This window comes from Enterobacter cloacae complex sp. 394I7 (genome assembly GCF_057320345.1).
The window spans coordinates 1,225,125-1,244,317 of sequence record NZ_JBXWCR010000001.1; the positions used below are offsets into that span (position 1 = coordinate 1,225,125).

Annotated in this window: 17 protein-coding genes; 8 read left to right on the top strand and 9 right to left on the bottom strand. The window is 55.7% G+C overall.

The window, feature by feature from the left end:
* Window positions 1–8: 8 nt before the first annotated feature.
* From AC2FAP_RS05910 to AC2FAP_RS05920, 3 genes are read right to left on the bottom strand one after another with little or no spacing between them, the layout of a single operon-like run.
* The gene (locus AC2FAP_RS05910) at window positions 9–1,004 is read right to left on the bottom strand and encodes a DUF2891 domain-containing protein (protein WP_410389494.1); all 996 of its coding nucleotides are present in this window, start codon (window positions 1,002–1,004) and stop codon (window positions 9–11) included.
* A 26-nt stretch (window positions 1,005–1,030) separates the two neighbouring features.
* Complete coding sequence (locus tag AC2FAP_RS05915) at window positions 1,031–2,017, bottom strand: DUF979 domain-containing protein (protein ID WP_014170090.1); 987 nt, start codon at window positions 2,015–2,017, stop codon at window positions 1,031–1,033.
* The gene (locus tag AC2FAP_RS05920; protein ID WP_014170091.1) at window positions 2,014–2,736 is read right to left on the bottom strand and encodes a DUF969 domain-containing protein; all 723 of its coding nucleotides are present in this window, start codon (window positions 2,734–2,736) and stop codon (window positions 2,014–2,016) included. Before AC2FAP_RS05920 ends, AC2FAP_RS05915 begins: the two co-directional genes overlap by 4 nt.
* 244 nt (window positions 2,737–2,980) lie before the next feature.
* Between AC2FAP_RS05920 and AC2FAP_RS05925 the strand changes: the two genes are divergently transcribed.
* The gene (locus AC2FAP_RS05925; RefSeq protein WP_014170092.1) at window positions 2,981–3,529 is read left to right on the top strand and encodes a winged helix DNA-binding protein; all 549 of its coding nucleotides are present in this window, start codon (window positions 2,981–2,983) and stop codon (window positions 3,527–3,529) included.
* Here AC2FAP_RS05925 and glgX read toward each other — a convergent pair whose 3' ends face one another.
* The 3 genes from glgX to treZ are packed head-to-tail and all read right to left on the bottom strand — an operon-like array spanning window position 3,530 to window position 9,874.
* Window positions 3,530–5,605 carry a glycogen debranching protein GlgX gene (gene glgX, locus AC2FAP_RS05930; protein ID WP_485452853.1) on the bottom strand — a complete coding sequence of 692 codons (2,076 nt, stop codon included), beginning with the start codon at window positions 5,603–5,605 and terminating at the stop codon, window positions 3,530–3,532. It lies immediately after the preceding gene.
* Between the two features lie 16 nt (window positions 5,606–5,621).
* Window positions 5,622–8,090, bottom strand: a complete 2,469-nt coding sequence (treY, locus tag AC2FAP_RS05935) for a malto-oligosyltrehalose synthase (protein ID WP_044867070.1) — start codon at window positions 8,088–8,090, stop codon at window positions 5,622–5,624.
* Window positions 8,087–9,874, bottom strand: coding sequence for a malto-oligosyltrehalose trehalohydrolase (treZ, locus tag AC2FAP_RS05940; protein ID WP_262104993.1), 1,788 nt, complete (start codon window positions 9,872–9,874; stop codon window positions 8,087–8,089). The genes treY and treZ overlap by 4 nt, the downstream gene beginning before the upstream one ends.
* A gap of 132 nt (window positions 9,875–10,006) precedes the next feature.
* On the opposite strand from treZ, the gene AC2FAP_RS05945 reads away from it, so the two are divergent.
* From AC2FAP_RS05945 to AC2FAP_RS05960, 4 genes are all read left to right on the top strand, one after another.
* On the top strand, window positions 10,007–10,534 hold the full coding sequence (locus tag AC2FAP_RS05945) for a GNAT family N-acetyltransferase (protein ID WP_020884118.1): 528 nt from the start codon (window positions 10,007–10,009) through the stop codon (window positions 10,532–10,534).
* Between the two features lie 178 nt (window positions 10,535–10,712).
* Window positions 10,713–11,456, top strand: a complete 744-nt coding sequence (locus AC2FAP_RS05950) for a 5'-nucleotidase, lipoprotein e(P4) family (RefSeq protein ID WP_449541654.1) — start codon at window positions 10,713–10,715, stop codon at window positions 11,454–11,456.
* A 142-nt stretch (window positions 11,457–11,598) separates the two neighbouring features.
* Entirely contained in the window at window positions 11,599–12,585 is a 987-nt protein-coding gene (locus AC2FAP_RS05955; RefSeq protein WP_014170098.1) for an MBL fold metallo-hydrolase, read from the top strand.
* A gap of 13 nt (window positions 12,586–12,598) precedes the next feature.
* The gene (locus tag AC2FAP_RS05960) at window positions 12,599–13,510 is read left to right on the top strand and encodes a LysR family transcriptional regulator (protein ID WP_138013855.1); all 912 of its coding nucleotides are present in this window, start codon (window positions 12,599–12,601) and stop codon (window positions 13,508–13,510) included.
* On the opposite strand, the gene AC2FAP_RS05965 is transcribed toward AC2FAP_RS05960, so the two are convergent.
* A complete protein-coding gene (locus AC2FAP_RS05965; protein WP_277492124.1) occupies window positions 13,501–14,385 on the bottom strand; it encodes a LysR substrate-binding domain-containing protein in 885 nt (294 codons plus the stop codon). The genes AC2FAP_RS05960 and AC2FAP_RS05965 overlap by 10 nt on opposite strands.
* A 115-nt stretch (window positions 14,386–14,500) precedes the next feature.
* On the opposite strand from AC2FAP_RS05965, the gene AC2FAP_RS05970 reads away from it, so the two are divergent.
* From AC2FAP_RS05970 to AC2FAP_RS05980, 3 genes are all read left to right on the top strand, one after another.
* Window positions 14,501–15,991, top strand: a complete 1,491-nt coding sequence (locus tag AC2FAP_RS05970) for a UbiD family decarboxylase (RefSeq protein WP_032680977.1) — start codon at window positions 14,501–14,503, stop codon at window positions 15,989–15,991.
* A gap of 153 nt (window positions 15,992–16,144) precedes the next feature.
* Window positions 16,145–16,432 carry a VF530 family protein gene (locus tag AC2FAP_RS05975; protein WP_014170105.1) on the top strand — a complete coding sequence of 96 codons (288 nt, stop codon included), beginning with the start codon at window positions 16,145–16,147 and terminating at the stop codon, window positions 16,430–16,432.
* A 7-nt stretch (window positions 16,433–16,439) separates the two neighbouring features.
* Entirely contained in the window at window positions 16,440–17,732 is a 1,293-nt protein-coding gene (locus tag AC2FAP_RS05980) for a glycoside hydrolase family 10-like protein (RefSeq protein ID WP_014170106.1), read from the top strand.
* 47 nt (window positions 17,733–17,779) lie between these two features.
* Here the strand turns inward: AC2FAP_RS05980 and dsbG are convergent, their stop codons facing one another.
* Together dsbG and AC2FAP_RS05990 are read right to left on the bottom strand one after the other, a co-directional pair.
* Window positions 17,780–18,538 carry a thiol:disulfide interchange protein DsbG gene (gene dsbG / locus AC2FAP_RS05985; RefSeq protein WP_032678179.1) on the bottom strand — a complete coding sequence of 253 codons (759 nt, stop codon included), beginning with the start codon at window positions 18,536–18,538 and terminating at the stop codon, window positions 17,780–17,782.
* A 42-nt stretch (window positions 18,539–18,580) separates the two neighbouring features.
* Complete coding sequence (locus tag AC2FAP_RS05990; RefSeq protein WP_020884110.1) at window positions 18,581–19,192, bottom strand: DsbA family protein; 612 nt, start codon at window positions 19,190–19,192, stop codon at window positions 18,581–18,583.
* Window position 19,193 lies beyond the last annotated feature (1 nt).

Genomic DNA, 19,193 nt, shown 5'->3' on the forward strand with positions numbered 1-19,193 from the left:
CCTGTGATTTACTCCAGCGCCAGCAGCGCAAAACTCGCCAGCCAGTGTCCACCGCTGTAGTGGCTTCCCACCACATGCTCGACGCTTGCCGCCAGATGTCGGTTGACTGCCTCGCGCAGCGCCTGTTGTCCCGGATGGTTATCCGGCAGCGCGCGGGCAATATGCTTCATGCACCAGGCGCGGCTGAGGTTTAACCCATCCAGATGGGCAATTTTCGGGTCGGTACGATCGCTCACTTCTGCCGGGTGCATCAGGGCCGAAACAGACCCCACATCAGGAAGAAAGGCGTCAAACCACGCCGGGAAATGCTCCGCCACCTTACTCATCAACAGCGCTTCCGTCAGCGCGCCGGAAATGTACTCATCACCACCCGGTTCATAGTGGGCCGGGTAATGCGTGTCAGCCAGATAAAAGCGCGTCGCCGCCGTCAGAATAGCCTGTTCAAGGGCGTTATCCTGCACTTCACGGGCGTAATCAATCCCCAGCGCCAGGGCAAAAGCGGTGTTGTAATGCGTACCGACACGGACCGGATAGGTGAGCTTGCTGAGGTAATCCACCAGTCTGTCGCGAATGTCCTGCGTTAACGGCTGCAGTGTCTGATACCAGCTGGCGGCCTGAGGTAACGCGGATTGCTTCAGCTCCTGCGTCAGCGCCAGAAGCCAGCCGTAGCCATAAGGGCGCTCGAACGAGGCGCGAAACGGTGCCTTGAAATAGGCCAGCTCTTTCGCCACCTTCTCCTGCGTGATGTGTTCATCAAACAGGGCGACAATTTCATCCCGGCACGACAGTTCAGGGTAAAGCCGCACGCAGCGCAGCAGCAGCCAGTAGCCGTGCACCGCCGAGTGCCAGTCGAAGCAGCCATAAAAAATGGGGTGCAGTTTGCGGGGTGGCAGGACATCACCGTCATCATTAAGCAGGTGCATAATGTGGTTCGGATATTCCTGGCGTAAATAGGTCAAAGGCATGCGGGCAAACGCGTCGGCCTGGTGTTGCGTTAATTCCATATCAGCTCCTTAGATCGTTGCCGCGCTTAGCGAAAAACGAGGAAATACATTAAGAACACGTTGACCACCAGCAGGGTTAACGCCGTTGGGATCTGGATCTTGATCACCTGGTACTTATCTTTAAGCTCCAGCAGCGCGGCCGGAACGATATTAAAGTTGGCCGCCATCGGCGTCATCAACGTGCCGCAGTAGCCCGCGTACATGCCAATCGCCAGCAGCGGTGCCGGGTTACCATGATGAACGTTAATCAGGAACGGCAAGGCGATACCGGCGCTGAGCACCGGGAATGCCGCGAAGGCGTTGCCCATGATCATGGTGAAAAGCGCCATGCCCACGCAGTAAATCACCACCAGCATGAACCGGCTATCGGGGTTCACAAACAGGCTTACGACCTTCTGGACTGACTCGCCGGTGTTCGCCACCACAAATACCCCGCCCAGCATGGCCAGCATCTGTGGCAAAATCACCGCCCAGCCAATGGTGTCGACCAGGCGTCGGGACTGGCGAATAGCCTGCAAGGGCGTGCCTTTTGTCAGCCACCAGCCGGTCAGGATCGCCGCCACACAGGCGACGCACAGTGCCGCCAGCGTGAGCTGTTTCTGGTCAAGAAGGAATACGCCCCCTATCGACACCCCTTTCAGGAATAATGTCCCGATCACCGTAACCACCGGGATCATCAGCGCAGGCAGGAACAGCCAGTTTTTCAGCCGCGTTGACGAGGCTTCGCGCTCGGCATCGGTAGCCATTTTATAGTGCCCTTTGCCGACCAGACCAAAGCCCGCCAGCAGAGCAATCACAATGACGCAGCCGCCGATAATTCGATAAGCAAGGGATTTGCCCAGCTCCTGCACCATCAGGTCGCCAAACAGGAAGATCCCGCCGAACAGGAACCAGAACAGCGCGGTAGTAAAACGTTTAGGATTCGCGCGATCGCGCAGGGTCATCACGACCAGCAGCATCACGACAAAGCCGATCAGGTAATACACGCGGTTAATGGTGATCAGGGTCATCATGGCGCGATCTCCTGTGTACCCTGCTCAGCGCGCCAGGACATAACGTCACGACGGATGCTGGCATCCAGACGCAACAGGCGCGTCATATGAATAATCAATGCCGCGATGGCGGTCGGAATGGCCCACAGACCGATATGCAACGGTTCAATGCCCTGTATCCCATTCTCTTTCAGGAAAGCGTCGATCAGCAGCACCGCGCCAAACGCGATAAAAATATCTTCGCCAAAGAAAACCGCGATGTTGTCGCACGCCGCGGCATGCGCTTTGATCTTGTCCCGGATATGTTGCGGCAGTTCGCCATACTCATTGAGCGCTGCGCCTTCGGCCATCGGTGCCAGCAGCGGACGAACGGTCTGAGCATGCCCACCCAGCGACATCAATCCCAGCGCGGCCGTCCCTTCACGCGCCACAAAATAGAGCATCAGAATACGTGCCGAGGTGGCGCTGGCAATCTTTGCCACCCACGCCTGCGCCCGCTCTTTCAACCCGTAATATTCCAGCAGGCCAATAACCGGCAGGATCAGAATAAAGGTTGCCAGGGAACGACTGTTGACGAACTTCTCGCCAAAGGTCTCCAGCAACATCCCAAAATCCATGCCAACCAGCAGTCCGGTAGCCAGCCCCGCCACCACAACCACCAGTAGCGGGTTGAAACGCAGAGCAAAACCAATAACCACCACCGGTATACCGATGAGCGGCAACAGTGTCGAACCGTCCATAAACGTTTACCCTATCCAAAGTGAGCGTTGCGCGCCGGCGGCTATTTTTTTAATACTTCGCATCATGGCGAAGCGGGATGCAGTGCGGCGCGCGATGTTGTGTTTTGCGTCAGGCTCCGCAGAACCTGCACTAAAAAGCTATATCTGAACCACAAAAACATGTAAACAATTTATCAATAAAATGTTCTTATTTTATCGATGAGTTTACATTTCCGGGCCAACGTCACCCCCCGTAAGGAACGTTATGACTGCAAAGAAGAGTGCTGGATCATCAAATCACGACGATATAACCGATGGCCGTATCGTGTCCTCTCGCCATCTGGTATCGGAACGTTGCGCGGAATTATCAGAGCTGGAGTACGCGTTGATCATGACCAGCAACGCGTTTAACAAATGGATGGTGCGCTGCATGACCGCCGCCGGTGAGCCAGATATGGGCGCTTTTGATGTCTCGCTTCTGCATCACGTGAACCACCGCGATCGCAAGAAAAAGCTGGCCGACATCTGCTTTGTTCTGAACGTGGAAGATACCCATGTGGTGACGTATGCACTGAAGAAGCTGGTCAAGGCGGGCTACGTGACGAGTGAAAAAGCCGGAAAAGAGCTCTATTTCTCAACGACGGAGGAAGGGAAAGCGTTATGCATGAAATACCGCGACGTGCGGGAAGCGTGCCTGATCAATATCCATGCGGAGAGCGGGATTTCCGGAGCGTCTATTGGTGACACCGCGCAGCTGCTCCGGACCATATCTTCCCTGTATGACACCGCCGCGCGGGCGGCGGCATCACTGTAGTTAAGGGCGTCTGAAAAGCGAAATACTTCGTCCGGCCAGATTGTATTCCACGGCTTTGGTGATGACCGTCCCGGGGACAACGTCATCCGCCGTGGAGAGTTCCAGTACCCAGCCTCCTTCGCCAAACTGGGGGATCTGGAACGGCACGGTACCTTCAAACGGGTTAAACAGCATCAGCACATCGTGCCAGAGGCCCGGCTCCTGTCTGAGGTCCGGTCTGCTGATGGATACGCCGAGGGTTGAACCTTCATCCCACTGCTCATCCTGCTGCGGGCCGCCGCCGGCGTTAAACCAGCGGATCTCAAGCCCGTCGCGCCAGCTTTCTCGCCGCAGCAATGGCTGTTTCGCGCGAAGGGCAATGAGATGGCGGGTAAAGTCGCGCAGGGCAGTGTCGTTTTCCGATAACCCCTTCCAGTCGATCCAGGAGATCTCGCTGTCCTGGCAATACCCGTTATTGTTGCCCTTTTGCGTACGGCCAAACTCGTCCCCGGCCAGCAGCATTGGCGTGCCGTGAGAGAACAACAGCGTGGTGAGGAAATTACGCTTCTGCCGCTCCCGGGTAGCGATAATATCCGGATTCTCTGTCGGCCCTTCCTCTCCGTAGTTATACGACCGGTTATCGTTATGTCCGTCGTTATTGTCTTCACCATTGTCGGCATTATGTTTTTCGTTGTAAGACACCAGGTCGTTCAACGTAAAGCCGTCGTGGGCGGTAATAAAGTTGATGCTGGCCCACGGACGGCGTCCGCGCAGGTCGTACAAGTCACCGGAACCGAGCAGGCGCGCGGCGAAGTCGTTAGACACGTTATCGCCCTTCCAGTACTCACGTACGGTATCGCGGTATTTGTCGTTCCACTCCCCCCAGCCTGGCGGGAAGCCGCCGACCTGATAACCGCCGGGGCCGATATCCCAGGGCTCACCAATCAGCTTCAGACGGGATAACACCGGATCCTGCGTGACGGCATCGAAAAAGCCACCGCGTGGATCAAAGCCTTCGGGCTCGCGGCCCAGAATTGTCCCGAGGTCGAAACGGAAACCGTCAATATGCATCGATTCGGCCCAGTAGCGCAGTGAATCCATCACCATCTGCAGCACTCTCGGGTGGGAGGTATTCACCGTATTCCCCGTGCCGGTGTCGTTAATGTAATACCGGTGTTGATCGGGTAAGGTGCGGTAATAGCTGAAGTTATCGATGCCCTTAAACGACAGCGTTGGGCCGAGCTCATTGCCTTCTGCCGTGTGGTTATAGACAACATCAAGGATCACCTCGATGCCTGCGTCATGATAGGCGCGCACCATATCGCGAAAACCCTGGATCCCCACCGGACCGTAATAGCGTGACGCCGGTGCAAAGAAGCCGAGCGTGTTGTAGCCCCAGAAGTTTTTCAGCCCCCTGTCGAGCAGGTGTTGATCGTCCGGGAACCAGTGAACCGGCAGCAGTTCAACCGAGGTGATGCCAAGGCTTTTGATGTAATCGACCGAGGCTTTGTGTCCCATCCCTTCAAACGTACCGCGCAGTTCAGGCGGGATCGCCGGGTTAAGCTGGGTAAAGCCCTTCACGTGGCTCTCATACACAACGGTATTCGGCCACGGAATGGTTGGCCGGTTATCATCCTGCCAGTCAAAAGCATTGGGGTCGATGACCTTGCATTTTGGCGTGAACGGCGCGCTGTCGCGGGTATCAAAACTGAGGTCGAGATCGTCATGACCCAGCTCATAGCCGAAATGGGCGTCGTTCCAGTCGATATCGCCCACCAGTTCACGGGCATACGGATCGATAAGCAGTTTATTGGGGTTGAAGCGATGCCCGTTTTCCGGGTCATAGGGGCCGTAAACACGATAGCCGTACAGCGCGCCAGGCTTCAGATCCGGCACATAGCCGTGCCACACTTCATGGGTATATTCCGGCAGCTCCAGCCGGGCGATTTCGGTTTTTCCTGAAGGGTCAAACAGACAGAGCTCAACCCGCTCCGCATGTGCTGAAAACAGCGCAAAGTTGACCCCCTTCCCGTCATAATTTGCGCCTTGCTGCTGGCCATGACCGGCCCGAATTTCAAACGTATTATCCTTTGGCATTTTTTGTTCTCCACGATCATTCGCAGGTAAGCAGAACCATTAAGCATCCCGTTTCAGACGTTACATCCAGCGTCTCTTGCAGAACCCGGCTTTCACCGGTGAACAGATCCCGGTAGCGTTTTCCTGCCAGCGCATCGGGTATAGCAATAGTGGTATTGGCCCACAGTGCTTCATGGGTTGTCACGTCGAAGACCAGCCGCGGCACGGCAACAATCAGCGCCTCCTCGTCTTTTACGCGTGCGTAAACAATCAGGTTCTCCGCCCGCTCGCCGCTCACCTTCAGCGGCAGCCAGTCACCGTAATGGAATAGCGCGGCATAATGTGGACGAAGCCGTAACAGCGTGGCGGTGACATATTGCTTAACGCTTCCGTCTCGCCAGCATTCCGGGCGGGCAAATACCCCGGCATCCGCCGTGCTGAGGTGGTGCACCAGCGCGGGGAAATCCGGTTCCCGTCGGTTATCCGGGTCGACAAGGCTAAAGTTAAGCGCTTCGCAGCCCTGATAGATGTCCGGTACCCCGGGTGCGGTAAGTTTGATCACCGTCTGGCTGAGGCTGTTCATCAGCCCGGCACGGATAAAGGGCTGCATCGCCTCACTGAAATCTTTCAGGAACAGCGTGTTGTCCGGTGAAAGCAGATGCCGGGCATAGCTCAGCACCACGCTCTCATAGCTTTCGTTGCTGTCTATCCAGTCTGTGCGTTGTTTGGCTTCGCGCAGCGCTTTCTCCAGGAAGCCGAGGAAGCGCTCTTCGAGTGATTTCAGCCCGTCGACATCGTCAGGTGACAGCGTGGCGGGCCAGACGCCGGCCAGAGCCTGATAAATCATCCAGGTATCGGCAGCGTTCGGCGCGGTACCGTCGCTCAGAAAACGTACGTGGGTTTGATTCATCTGCCGCCAGCGGGCCAGATTTTCGCCCCACTGTTCCGGCGCTTCCGTCAGGGTATAGAGGCGTGCCCGGGCATCTTCACCGCGCTTCGTGTCATGGGTGGATGTCCCGAGTAAGGCGTCAGGCTGGCGGGCAAGACGGATGCGCATTTCCTGATGAAATCGCGATAGCGAAAAGGCGCGCGGCGTCGGGTCTGCCCCCACTTCGTTAAGCGCCAGCTCCAGGTTATGGCGAAAGAACAGCGTATCTTCCACGGATTTCGCCATCAGTGGCCCGGTGAGTTGCTGGAAGCGGGTTCTGAAACGTGCCGCGTCGTCGTGGCAATTTTCAGGAAGATCGCCGGTAAGAATACATACGATCAGGCTCAGAGCCGCTTCAGAGGTGTTAACGCTTGCGACAACGCGATTGAGCAGCGCCACGTCAGAGGCGGTTAATCCTTCACGGGTGCCGTAGGTCCGATACACCGGAAACGCGATCAGCAACTCGCGCAACGCATGGTGGATCTCATCGGGTTGCAGTTCAACCGCATTGCGTCGGGCAAGATCGGTGGCGATAGTTAACAGGGTAGTGAATTCGCCCTCAAAATTGCGATCGGTCATCAGCCCTTTGGCATCCCGTAACGCTGCAAACCGATCAACGGTTTCCCCGAGCGTGTCGTCATGGATTTTCTCCAGGCGGTCAAGGCGGCTGTCGTCCACCAGAACTTCCGCCAGCGAGGCAATAAACTCGTACCCCGTGGTGCCGGAGACTGGCCATTCGACGGGCAACTGTTCCCCCTTGGCGAGAATTTTTTCAACCGTGATGTAACACGCCGGTCCGGTTGCCTGGCGCAGACGCTGCAGATAGCCCAGCGGATCGGCCAGACCGTCGATATGGTCAATTCGCAGACCGTCAACGACGCCAGAATGAACCAGTTCAAGGATCAGTCGGTGTGTATCACTAAATACCGACGCGTCTTCAACCCGCACGCCCACCAGGCCGGTGATTTCAAAGAAACGCCGCCACGAGAGCTGTTTCGGGGCTTCACGCCAGGACATCAGCCTCCAGCTCTGGGCCTCGTGCAGCGCCGCAAGGCTTTTACCCTCCACAAAGGTCCCGGGGTTAAGAGGATAGGCGGTGTCGTAGTAGACCAGCGCGGCTTTGTCCGTGACAGGGTCACGTTTTAAAGCAATCGCACCCTTCTCAAGCTCCGCCTCAAAGGTGTCGCCCAGAAACGGCAGCGTAAGCGGCCGTGACCAGTCAATATCGAAATAGCGTGCGTAGCGGCTCTGTTTGCCATGCTCAATCACGTCTCGCCACCAGTGATTCTCCAGCGAGGTCGACATGTGGTTAGGCACAATATCCAGTATCAAGCCCATTCCCGCCTGCCTGAGCGCGGCCGCCATACGGTCGAATCCTTCTCGTCCGCCAATGGCGGGGTCGATTTCATTCGGGTCGGTCACGTCATAGCCGTGCGTAGAGCCGGTTGTGGCGGTAAACACAGGTGAGGCGTAAAGATGGCTGATGCCGAGATCTTTCATATACGGCACCAGTTCCACGACACGGTCAAACGTCATGCCGTTACGGAACTGAATACGGTAGGTCGCGGAAGGGATCATAACGATGCTTCTCCATCAGCAAAGCGAACAACAATACTGTTCGGCGGTAACACCTCGTTCACCTCCGGCCAGCTAAAGAGCGTTTCTCCTGCCAGTGCAGGCACATCAACAGCCTTATTGCCGGTATTGAACGCCAGAGACAACGTTCCGGTCGGGAATCGCCAGCTCACTGCAATCATGCCGGGTGCCGTCCTGATGACCTTGCCCTCCACCGTGACGCCCTTTCGCAGTAACGGAACGATATGACGATGGCGCAACGTCAGCAGCGTTCGCGTGAAGCGAAGCCACGTTTTACCGTCATCGGTGGCGACCTTATTCCAGTCAATTTTAGAGCGAACAAAGGTCTGCACGTCATTCGGGTCGGGGACGGACGCACCGTGCCCGGCATGGCCGGTAAACTCTTTTGCGCGCCCTTCTCTCACTGCTTTGGCAAGCTCACCGTGAAAATCGGTAAAGAACAAAAACGGATTGGTTTCACCAAACTCTTCCCCCATAAACAGCAGCGGAATATGGGGCGAAAGCAGCAGTGCAGCAAGCAACACCCGTGTTTTATCGGCCCCCGCAAGGGCGATCAGTCTCTCTCCCTGAGCGCGGTTGCCGGTTTGATCGTGGTTTTGAATAAAATCGACAAAAAACTGTGGCGGCTGCGTGTGACATTCCACGCCGCGCGATTTGCCGGTCTGGAGAGAAACCTCGCCCTGATAGACAAAACCTTCTGTCAGCGCACGGGCGAGTTTTTTCTCCGGTTCAAAGGCAAAATCCTGGTAGTACGCATGCGTTTCGCCGGTGGCAAAGACATGCGCGGCATTGTGAAAGTCATCGTTCCACTCCGCGGTAAAAAGCGGTGTCGCACCGTGTGCGTCGCGCGGATGCAGGAAGATAACGTTACGGCTGTCTTCGGTGGTGAGATGGATCTGCCGCCCGGGGATAGCCTCGCGAATGCGTTCGGCAATCTCCTGCAGGATATGTTTATCCGATGCGTCTTCAATCTGGTCGATGGCATCAAACCGTAACCCATCAAGATGGTATTCCGTCAGCCAGAACAGCGGGGCTTCGGTAATGTATTGTCTGACCGGTTCAGCCTCGTAAGCAATCCCGTTGCCCCAGGGCGTCATCCGTTCCGCGTCGAAAAACGCGGGTGACAGCACAGGCAGATAATTGCCTTCCGGGCCGAAGTGGTTAAGCACAATATCCAGCACGACAGAAAGCCCAAGCCCATGCGCAGCATCGATAAAGGCGTGGAAGTCTTCTGGCGTGCCATAGGCAGAGTGCGGTGCATACAGCAATACCCCGTCATATCCCCAGCCGCGCGATCCGCCAAACTGTGAGACGGGCATGACTTCAATCTGGGTAATGCCAAGTTCAGCCAGGTAAGGCAGTTTTTCAATGGCGGCCCGGAAGGTGCCCTCCGGGGTAAAGGTGCCGATGTGCAGCTCGTAAATCACCGTGTCTTCCCACGGACGCCCTGCCCACTCCCGGTTGCCGGGCGGATACCGTCTGGCATCGATAACAACCGAGGGACCGTTAACATCCCCAGCCTGGGCGCGCGACGCCGGATCGGGTACGGCCATGCCGTCCGGCAAAACATACTGATATTCTGTGCCGTGCGTGACGCCGGGGACGTCAATCTGGAACCAGCCGCTGCCGACCGCCGTCATTGGCAAGTCGTTTTCTGCCAGACGTAGCGTAAGTTCTTTCTGTCCTTCTGCCCAGACGCGAAAACGTACAACGTCATTGGAAATAAACTCAGCACCCCAGTGTTTTTGAAATGTCCTGAATTCCATTCATTGTCCTCGAATGACCCACATTTTACGCGGAATGAAGTACAAGCTTAGTTCAGGATCAAAAGAGTGTTACGCCAGCGGTTTTAATGGCTTCATCTATTATTTATAAAAATATTCGCCACAAGGAATACCATGCAGATTCGAAAAGGATTAAATACCGACCTCGCACGTCTTGAATGCTGTGACTTTTCATTCACCGTCAGTCACGTTGCGCGGGAGCCTTTTATACATTGTGATTTGCATATCGACGCTGTCGCCGTGCCTTATCGTAAAACGTATGAGCTCGATATGCAGACCCTTGAAAATCATTGCGTTAATCCGGATGCCATATTTCTTGTGGCCGAAACAGATGAGGGAGAAATTGCCGGTTTTATCACCGCGTCAATGAGCTGGAATAAATTTATCGCCGTTGACTATATTGCCGTTGAGCGCACGAAACGCAGAGCTGGCGCGGCGCAAAAATTGATGGCGGCCGCACACGTGTGGGCGAGAAGCGTCAACGCGGCTGGATTAAGGCTCGAAACCCAGAATGTGAATGTTTCGGCCTGCCTGTTCTACCGTCATTATGGCTTTACGTTAGGCGGATACGATCGTTTCCTCTACAACGCATTACCGGAAAAAGACGAAATCGCCCTGTTCTGGTATTACATGCTGATCTGACCCTGGCTCTAACGGATATTGGCGGACGAAAGCGATTTGTCTGAAAATTATCCACCCGGCGCGCAAGGGAATGTGCGTCAGAATATGACTCGCCTGCCTCCCTTCATTTTTCTGTCACTTAATTTCAATACGCTTACATGATTTTGACAATGACGTTAAGGAAAGAAGAGTGAATTCAATGGCTAAGGCATTACTGCTGGCATTACCTGTTTTGAGCGCGACCGCCACGGCAGCCGACCACGAAATCTGTGAGCCGAAAGCGTATGAGATGGCGCTGCGCTACCAACAGAAATCGGCAGAAATCATGGCACTTCAGCTGCAGACCTACCGTTTCGCCACCGAGCGTTTTAACGAAAAAATAAAAGGGCTGACTGCGCCTGAGCACTATGCCGTTGTGATGGATCTTGATGAAACGGTGCTGGATAACACTCCGTTACTGGCGCGTGATGCCGAACAGTGCCACGACTACACGAAATGGGACACCTGGAGTGACTGGGAAAAGCAGGGAAAACCGGGATTAATTCCTGGCGCGAAGGCGTTTCTTGATCGCGTGAATCACAGCAAGGTCCGTATTTATTATGTATCTGACCGCATGCAGGAAAACAAAGCAGATACGCTCAATACGTTAAAATCCCTTGGCTTACCGCAGGTTTCAGAGGATAGCGTTCTGCTCGATACGGTCAGTAAAGAAGCCCGCCGCCAGAGCATCCTGAAGAAACAGCAGATAATCATGCTCTTCGGTGACAGCCTGCCTGATTTCGCCGCGCAATTTAAAAACAAAAAGCCGAGCGAAGCGCAGCGTGAACTCGTTGAGGCCAGCGCCGATCGCTTTGGCAGTGACTGGATTGTGCTGCCCAATGCCGCGTATGGCTCGTGGTCAAAAGCCACGCTTGAAGGCTGGAAAGCCCCGCTGAAGCAATAACGTCTGGCTTGCCGGGTGGCACATTGCTGCCACCCGACATTTGACCCGACCTATTCATCCCGTTTATAGGTCCTATCATTATCAGGCGGGTTCATATAATTTTACGGAGAAGTAAGATGAGCTCTTTCTGAAGGAGACCCTTATGCTGACCGTAAAAAAACTTGCCCTGACAACGCTGATTTCCAGTTCGTTATTGTTCTACCCTGCGCTTCAGGCTTCTGCAGAAACGCCCCAGCACGTTGTTAAACAGCCTGCCGGGGGCTACAGTGTGCAGGTTGGCGATATTATGGTGACCTCGTTTACCGACGGTACCGTGGCGCAAGACCTGCACAAATTACTTCGTCGGACGACCCCGCAGAAGACCGATGCGTTGCTTACACAAAATTTCCAGACCAACCCGGTAGAGGCGTCCATTAATGCGTTTCTGATTGCTCTGCCCGGCCACAAGATTCTGGTGGATACCGGCTCAGGCCAGCTTTTTGGCCCCGGTAACGGCGGGCGACTGATTGAGAGTCTGGCAACGCAGGGGATCGCGCCGCAGGACATCACCGAGATTTTACTGACCCATGCACACTCCGACCATGCCGGTGGCCTGGTCAAAGATGGCAAGGCGGTGTTTACCAATGCGCGCGTTTTTGTCGGCAAACCTGACATCGACTTTTTCTTTAACAACGATAATCAGAAAAAAACCGGCTACGACCAGAACTACTTCGATGTCGCGCAGAAAACCTTAAAACCGTATCGTGATGCCGGCAAGGTGGTTCCTTTTTCCGGAACCTCGCAGCTTCTGCCCGGGATAACCGGTACGGTTCACCCGGGCCATACGCCTGGTTCGGCCTTCTATACGCTGGAAAGTAAAGGCGAGAAAATCACCTTTGTCGGCGATATTATCCACGTCGCGGCGGTACAGTTCCCGCAGCCCGCCGTGACCATCGCCTACGACCAGGATCAGGACGGTGCGGCACGTGTCCGCCAGGATGCTTTTGCTGATTTTGTGAAAAACAGAGACCTTGTCGCAGCCCCCCACCTGCCGTTCCCGGGTATCGGTTACGTCACGAAAGGCGAGCACGGCGGTTACGCCTGGGTGCCCGTCACCTACACCAATCGCGACAGCCACAGCGCAAAGTAAAACGGATAACACGATGACGCCCGTTGCTGAGATGGATATCGACCTGATCCTGACGCTGGATGCATTGCTCCAGGATCAGAACATCACCCATGCGGCCGCGCGGCTCGGCATCAGCCAGCCCGCGATGTCCGCCCGTCTGGCGCGCCTGCGTTCGCTCTTTGGCGAACCGTTGTTTATCCCTTCCCCACATGGACGTGGGGTGTTGCCCACGCCCAGAGCGGAGGCGCTAAGGCCGCAGGTCATGACCGTATTGCAGGGCATTAACGCGATGTTTGCCCCCACCACCTTTGATGCGCAAACCAGCCAGCGGACATTTGTGATTGCCCTGCATGAAAATCCGGCCCTGATGCTGGGTGCCGAACTGCTTAATCAGTTCCGGGCCCATGCCCCGGGGATCCGCTTGCGATTCGCGCTGCCAGAAATGGCAACCCTGCCACAGCAGCTGGAAAAGGGTGATGTGGATGTCTATATCGGTGTGAGCACCGGCGCGCACGACGGCTGGGTCAGACGTAAACTTTTCGATGACCAGTTTGCAACAGCCCAGCGAAAAGGCCACCCCCGCGGTGTCGGGCCACTGGATCTGGAGCACTATTGCGCGCTCTCTCATCTGGTGGTCTCTTCAGAGGGTGACCCGTTTACCGGCTTTGTGGATCAAACCCTGGGCGGACTGGGGTATCAGCGCAACGTGGTGATGTCCACGCAGAGCTACGCCATGGCACCTCCGCTTGTCGCCAGCACGGATCTGCTCTGCACCTTACCGGAACGTATGCTGCAACGCTTTGCCTCGACGCTGGATATCTTTCCCCCGCCGCTGCCGCTGCAGCCGATTACCATCAGCATGTACTGGCACCCGAAAAACAGTCAGGATCCGGCAAGCCTCTGGCTGCGCGAGCAACTGCTGCTGGCCGCGGGACGTCAGATGTGATCGAGGGTTTGCAGGAATTTCTTTAACACCTCTGAGCGAATGATCCGGTGGCACACCAGCTTCAGCTCGCTTTCCCTTAGCCTGTCAATGATGTCGACGTACACGACATTCTCCACGCTGACTGCCCTGGCGGAGGCCGGCAGTAGCGCCATGCCAAACCCCGCAGAGACCAGGCTGATGACAGTAGGTACGTCGGTGGCGTTTTGTACCACCTCAGGCTGGAAACCTGCGCCGTAACAAACGTCATAGAAGTACTGTTCGAGGCCCATTCCCTCCGGGTCGCGCAGGGAGATCCATTTTTCATCTTTCACCGAGGCGAGCGTAAGCGCGGACGATTTCGCCAGAGGGTGCTGTGAAGAGAGCGCCAGCACCGTTTTCTCGGACGTAAACGGGCGGCTTTGCAGGTCGTCAGGCAGAGACGGCAGCGGCGCCCGGATGATGGCCACATCCAGCTGGTTGCTTTGCACGGCGGTATAGAGCGTCTGCACATTCCCCGTCATTAGCGACATGGTGATGGCAGGCCACCGACTGTGCATCTGGCGCAGCGCGGCAGGCAGCCTGGTGTCAAACATGGCGCTCGATACGCACCCGAGATTCAACACCCCCTGCTCCCCCCTCGCCGTTTGCCTGGCGTCCAGTACCGCCTGTTCCGTCAGGGCGATGGCCAGCCTGGCTTTCTCCAGGAAAGCTTCACCGGCCGGCGTCAGGGTTAAACGGCGGTTCGCCCGGCTAAAGAGCGTAACGCCTAACCGTTCCTCTAACGTTTTAATCTGCTGACTCAGCGCGGGTTGTGCCATGTTCAGGCGCTCCGCAGCCCGGTGCATGTGAAGCTCTTCCGCAACGACAATGAAATTACGCATCTGACGAAATTGCATAACGCTTCCCTGGATTTTTTGATAACAAATTTATTATCAAAATAGCAGTAATGATGCAATTGATGCTATGGGCTATTGCCATAAAAATGGAGGCATGCAAACACGGGAGGAAAAAATGGAAAGCCCAGTCAACGATCTCAGAAGTGCCATCGCGTTACTGCAACGCCACGAAGGACAATATATTGAAACGGATCATCCGGTGGATCCCAACGCGGAGCTGGCGGGTGTTTATCGACACATTGGTGCGGGCGGCACGGTGAAACGCCCTACCCGAACGGGCCCGGCCATGATGTTCAATAACGTTAAAGGTTATCCGGATTCGCGTATCCTGGTGGGCATGCACGCCAGCCGGGAAAGAGCGGCACTCCTTCTGGGATGTGAACCCTCGACGCTCGCGCAGCACGTCGGTCAGGCCGTGAAAAACCCGATCGCGCCGGTTGTTGTCCCGGCATCGCAGGCCCCTTGCCAGGAGCAGGTATTCTACGCTGACGATCCTGATTTTGATCTGCGTAAACTGCTTCCGGCCCCGACCAACACGCCGATTGATGCTGGCCCGTTCTTCTGTCTGGGGCTGGTACTGGCAAGCGATCCGGAAGACAGTTCGCTGACTGACGTCACGATTCACCGTCTCTGCGTTCAGGAGCGCGATGAGCTTTCCATGTTCCTGGCCGCGGGGCGCCACATTGAGGTCTTTCGTAAAAAGGCTGAAGCAGCCGGAAAACCGCTGCCGGTGACGATCAACATGGGGCTCGACCCGGCGATTTATATCGGCGCCTGCTTTGAAGCGCCCACGACGCCATTTGGTTATAACGAACTGGGCGTTGCCGGGGCGCTGCGTCAGAAACCGGTCGAACTGGTGCAGGGCGTGGCGGTAAAAGAGAAAGCGATCGCGCGGGCTGAAATCATTATCGAAGGCGAACTGCTGCCAGGCGTGCGCGTTAGAGAAGACCAGCACACCAACAGTGGCCATGCAATGCCGGAATTTCCGGGCTACTGCGGCGAGGCAAACCCTTCTTTGCCCGTCATCAAAGTGAAAGCCGTCACCCTGCGTCACCAGGCAATCCTGCAAACGCTGGTGGGGCCAGGTGAAGAGCACACCACGCTCGCAGGCCTGCCAACGGAGGCCAGCATCCGCAATGCCGTTGAAGAGGCCATTCCGGGCTTCCTGCAAAATGTCTATGCGCATACCGCGGGCGGCGGTAAGTTCCTCGGCATTCTGCAGGTGAAAAAACGCCAGCCATCCGATGAAGGACGTCAGGGACAGGCGGCGCTTATCGCACTCGCGACCTATTCCGAGCTGAAAAACATCATTCTTGTCGACGAAGACGTGGATATTTTCGACAGCGACGACATCCTGTGGGCGATGACCACCCGCATGCAGGGAGATGTCAGCATCACCACTATTCCAGGGATCCGCGGCCACCAGCTCGATCCGTCGCAGTCGCCGGATTACAGCACGTCGATTCGCGGAAACGGCATTTCCTGTAAGACCATCTTCGACTGCACGGTACCGTGGGCGCTGAAGGACCGCTTCGAACGCGCGCCGTTTATGGAGGTTGACCCACGTCCGTGGGCACCAGATTTGTTTGGCACAAAACACGACTAGCGCGTTCGCGATACAGAAGAGCGTATGGCTTTCGGGTCATACGCTCTTCTGTTTTTCATCGCAGGTAAAAAGGGAAATTGCCGCTTCCCCTGCTTTCTTGTACCCTTTCGTCGTTAACCCCAACCCCACAAGAACTGAGACATCCGGACGCTTATGACTGCACACCTTTCTAAAGACCCTTTACATGGCGTAACGCTGGAGATGCAGGTCAATGCCCTGGTTGCACGATATGGCTGGAGTGAGTTGGGCGATCGAATCAAAATTAACTGTTTCAGAAAAGACCCAAGCGTTAAATCGAGCCTGAAATTTCTGCGCCGCACACCCTGGGCTCGCGCAGAAGTTGAAGCCCTGTATCTTGATTCCCTGAATGATGAGGGGATCGCAGAACCGGACGAACCCGCCTTTAACCCCTGGGCTAACAGTCGGATAACCAAGAGCTAAAACGCAAATGACGCGACATGTAAAACGGATTGGTGCGCTGACTGCCTGCGCACTTTTACTTGTTAGTTGCTCCTCAAAACCACCAAAATCACTGGTAACGCCTCTCCCGACCGCGAGCAAACCGACCCAGCAGGCTAACGAGCCGATGCGTGGGATCTGGCTGGCAACCGTCTCACGCCTGGACTGGCCCCCGGTGGCCTCAGTGAATGGCCGCGATGCGCAAGACCGCATCGCGATGCAAAAACAGGCCCTGACGAACAAGCTCGACAAGCTTAAGCACCTCGGTATTAATACCGTGTTTTTCCAGGTCAAACCGGACAGCACGGCGCTCTGGTCGTCTAAAATTCTGCCGTGGTCAGATATGCTCACCGGCAATATCGGCGAGTACCCGGGCTACGATCCGCTGCAGTTTATGCTCGATGAAGCGCACAAACGCGGCATGAAAGTCCATGCCTGGTTCAACCCTTACCGCGTTTCAACCAATACCAAACCGTCGACCATTGCCGCGCTGAACCGCACGTCGTCATTGCACCCTTCCAGCGTTTATGTCCAGCATCCGGAATGGATTCGTATTGCCGGCGATCGTTTTGTACTCGACCCCGGCATTCCGCAAGTGCGCGACTGGATAACGCAGGTGGTCACCGAAGTGGTTGCGCACTATCCCATTGATGGCGTGCAGTTTGACGACTATTTCTATACTGAATCACCGGGATCCGCGCTCAATGACGCGCAGACTTTCAGACAATACGGTCAGGGATTTGCCTCTAAAGCAGACTGGCGCCGCCACAATACGCAGCAGCTGATTGTGCAGGTCTCCCGGGCCATTAAGCAGACGAAGCCTGGCGTGGAGTTTGGTGTCAGCCCGGCTGGCGTATGGCGTAACCGCTCATTCGACCCGGCAGGCTCAGACACGCGCGGTGCCGCAGCCTACGATGAATCCTACGCCGACACGCGTCAGTGGGTGCAGCAGGGCCTGCTGGACTATATCGCACCACAAATTTACTGGCCTTTCTCCCGGGATGCGGCGCGCTATGACGTGCTGACGAAATGGTGGGCAGAGGTGGTGAAACCGACGCATACCCGCCTGTATATCGGCATTGCGTTCTACAAGGTAGGTGAACCGTCGAAAAATGAGCCGGACTGGACGGTTCAGGGCGGCGTGCCGGAGCTGAAAAAACAGCTCGATCTCAACGATTCACTGCCCAACGTGAATGGCACGATCCTGTTCCGCGAAGATTATCTTAACCAGCCGCAGACGCAGGAAGCCGTCAGCTACCTGCGCGGACGCTGGGGTAGCTGACCGGTCAACATCAGGCAGAAACACCCTGTTTCTGCCTGTTTTTTTTACTACGGCTTCGGCCCAAACATCGCCTCAAGCTGTTTCTCATCCGGCATGCCGACCACCTGCTGAAGCTCATTATCGGCATTCAGATAATAAATGGCGGGCGTAGCGTTCGCGCCCAGGTTGTCCATTAACGTCTGGTGTTTTTGCAGTATGTCGACGGTTTCACGGGATGCAGTGCCCTGCGGTTTTGGCAATTTTTTCCCGCCAGAAAGCTCGTAATCACGCCAGGCCGAAACGGGATCTTTCGCATTCAGGATAGCGGAGGCATTACGCCCACTGTTGGGGTTGAGAAACGCCACCAGCAGCGTATTAAGCTGCACCTTGCCCGCTTTCACCCACGGCTGCGCCTCGGACCAGAATTGCTTACAGTACGGGCAGAACGGATCGGCGAAGACGAAGACTTTGCGCGGAGCGTTATCCGCTCCCTCTTTCAGGGGATGCGCCGCGTTCAGTTGCTTCCACATTTCGCGTCCCATCGGGGCGTAGATCTCTTTCTGGAAATAGCCTTCGCTCAGGTTTTTTCCTTTTTCATCGTACAGATAGCCAGAAATTACGTGCTTGCCGTCAGGGGTTAAAAACAGCGTAACGCCCATATCCTGATACTGCCCCAGCCAGGCCGGCGCGCCCCCTGGCGCATCAATTTTCTTAATGATTTTGATATTCTGCTGCTCGCTGAAGAGCTTCACCACATCCGGTATCGCTTCAGCGGCCTGCGCCAGCCCTGACGTTGCCAGCACCGACAGTAACAGTAATTTTTTCATTTTCCGCTCCGGGATTATTGGGGGCGAATCGCCCCCTTCACGTTAACGATTTTTCAGTGCGTCACTGACCATTTCATCGAACTGTTCAAAAGGAACCCAGCCCGGGAGTAACCCTTCGCCAATCAGCGTGGCCGGTGTTCCCTGGATACCCATCTTTTCGGCGATGATCAGGCTGCGTTTGATCGTCACCAGGCTCTCATCATCAGGCGTTGTGACGTTCACCCCGGCCCGTTTTTGCGCCTCCTGAATGCTGGCGTCATCGTGATATCCCTTTTTGGCCATCAGGGTATGGTTAAATTTCATAAATTGCTCAGGATGCGCGCGCCAGACGGTTAAGGCATCGCGTGCTGAGGTCAGTGAACTTTCCGACCGGAAAGGCAAAAACTTAAATACCACCGCCACATCCGGGTGTTTTTCGACGATCTTTTCCAGGTAAGGATCGAATTTCTTGCAGTACGGGCAGTTGTAATCCGTAAAGACCACCAGGGTGAGCTTCGGATCCTTAGCGCCAATGCGCGGCGAGTCCGGGTCGTTAAACAGAAAGTCATAAACCATCTTCTGTGCACGTTGCTCCTGTTCCGGCGTCATGGTCTGCGCCGCCATCACCTGCGCTGAGGTCAACAGTAGCAGAAGCGTAATAAGGATTCTTTTCATA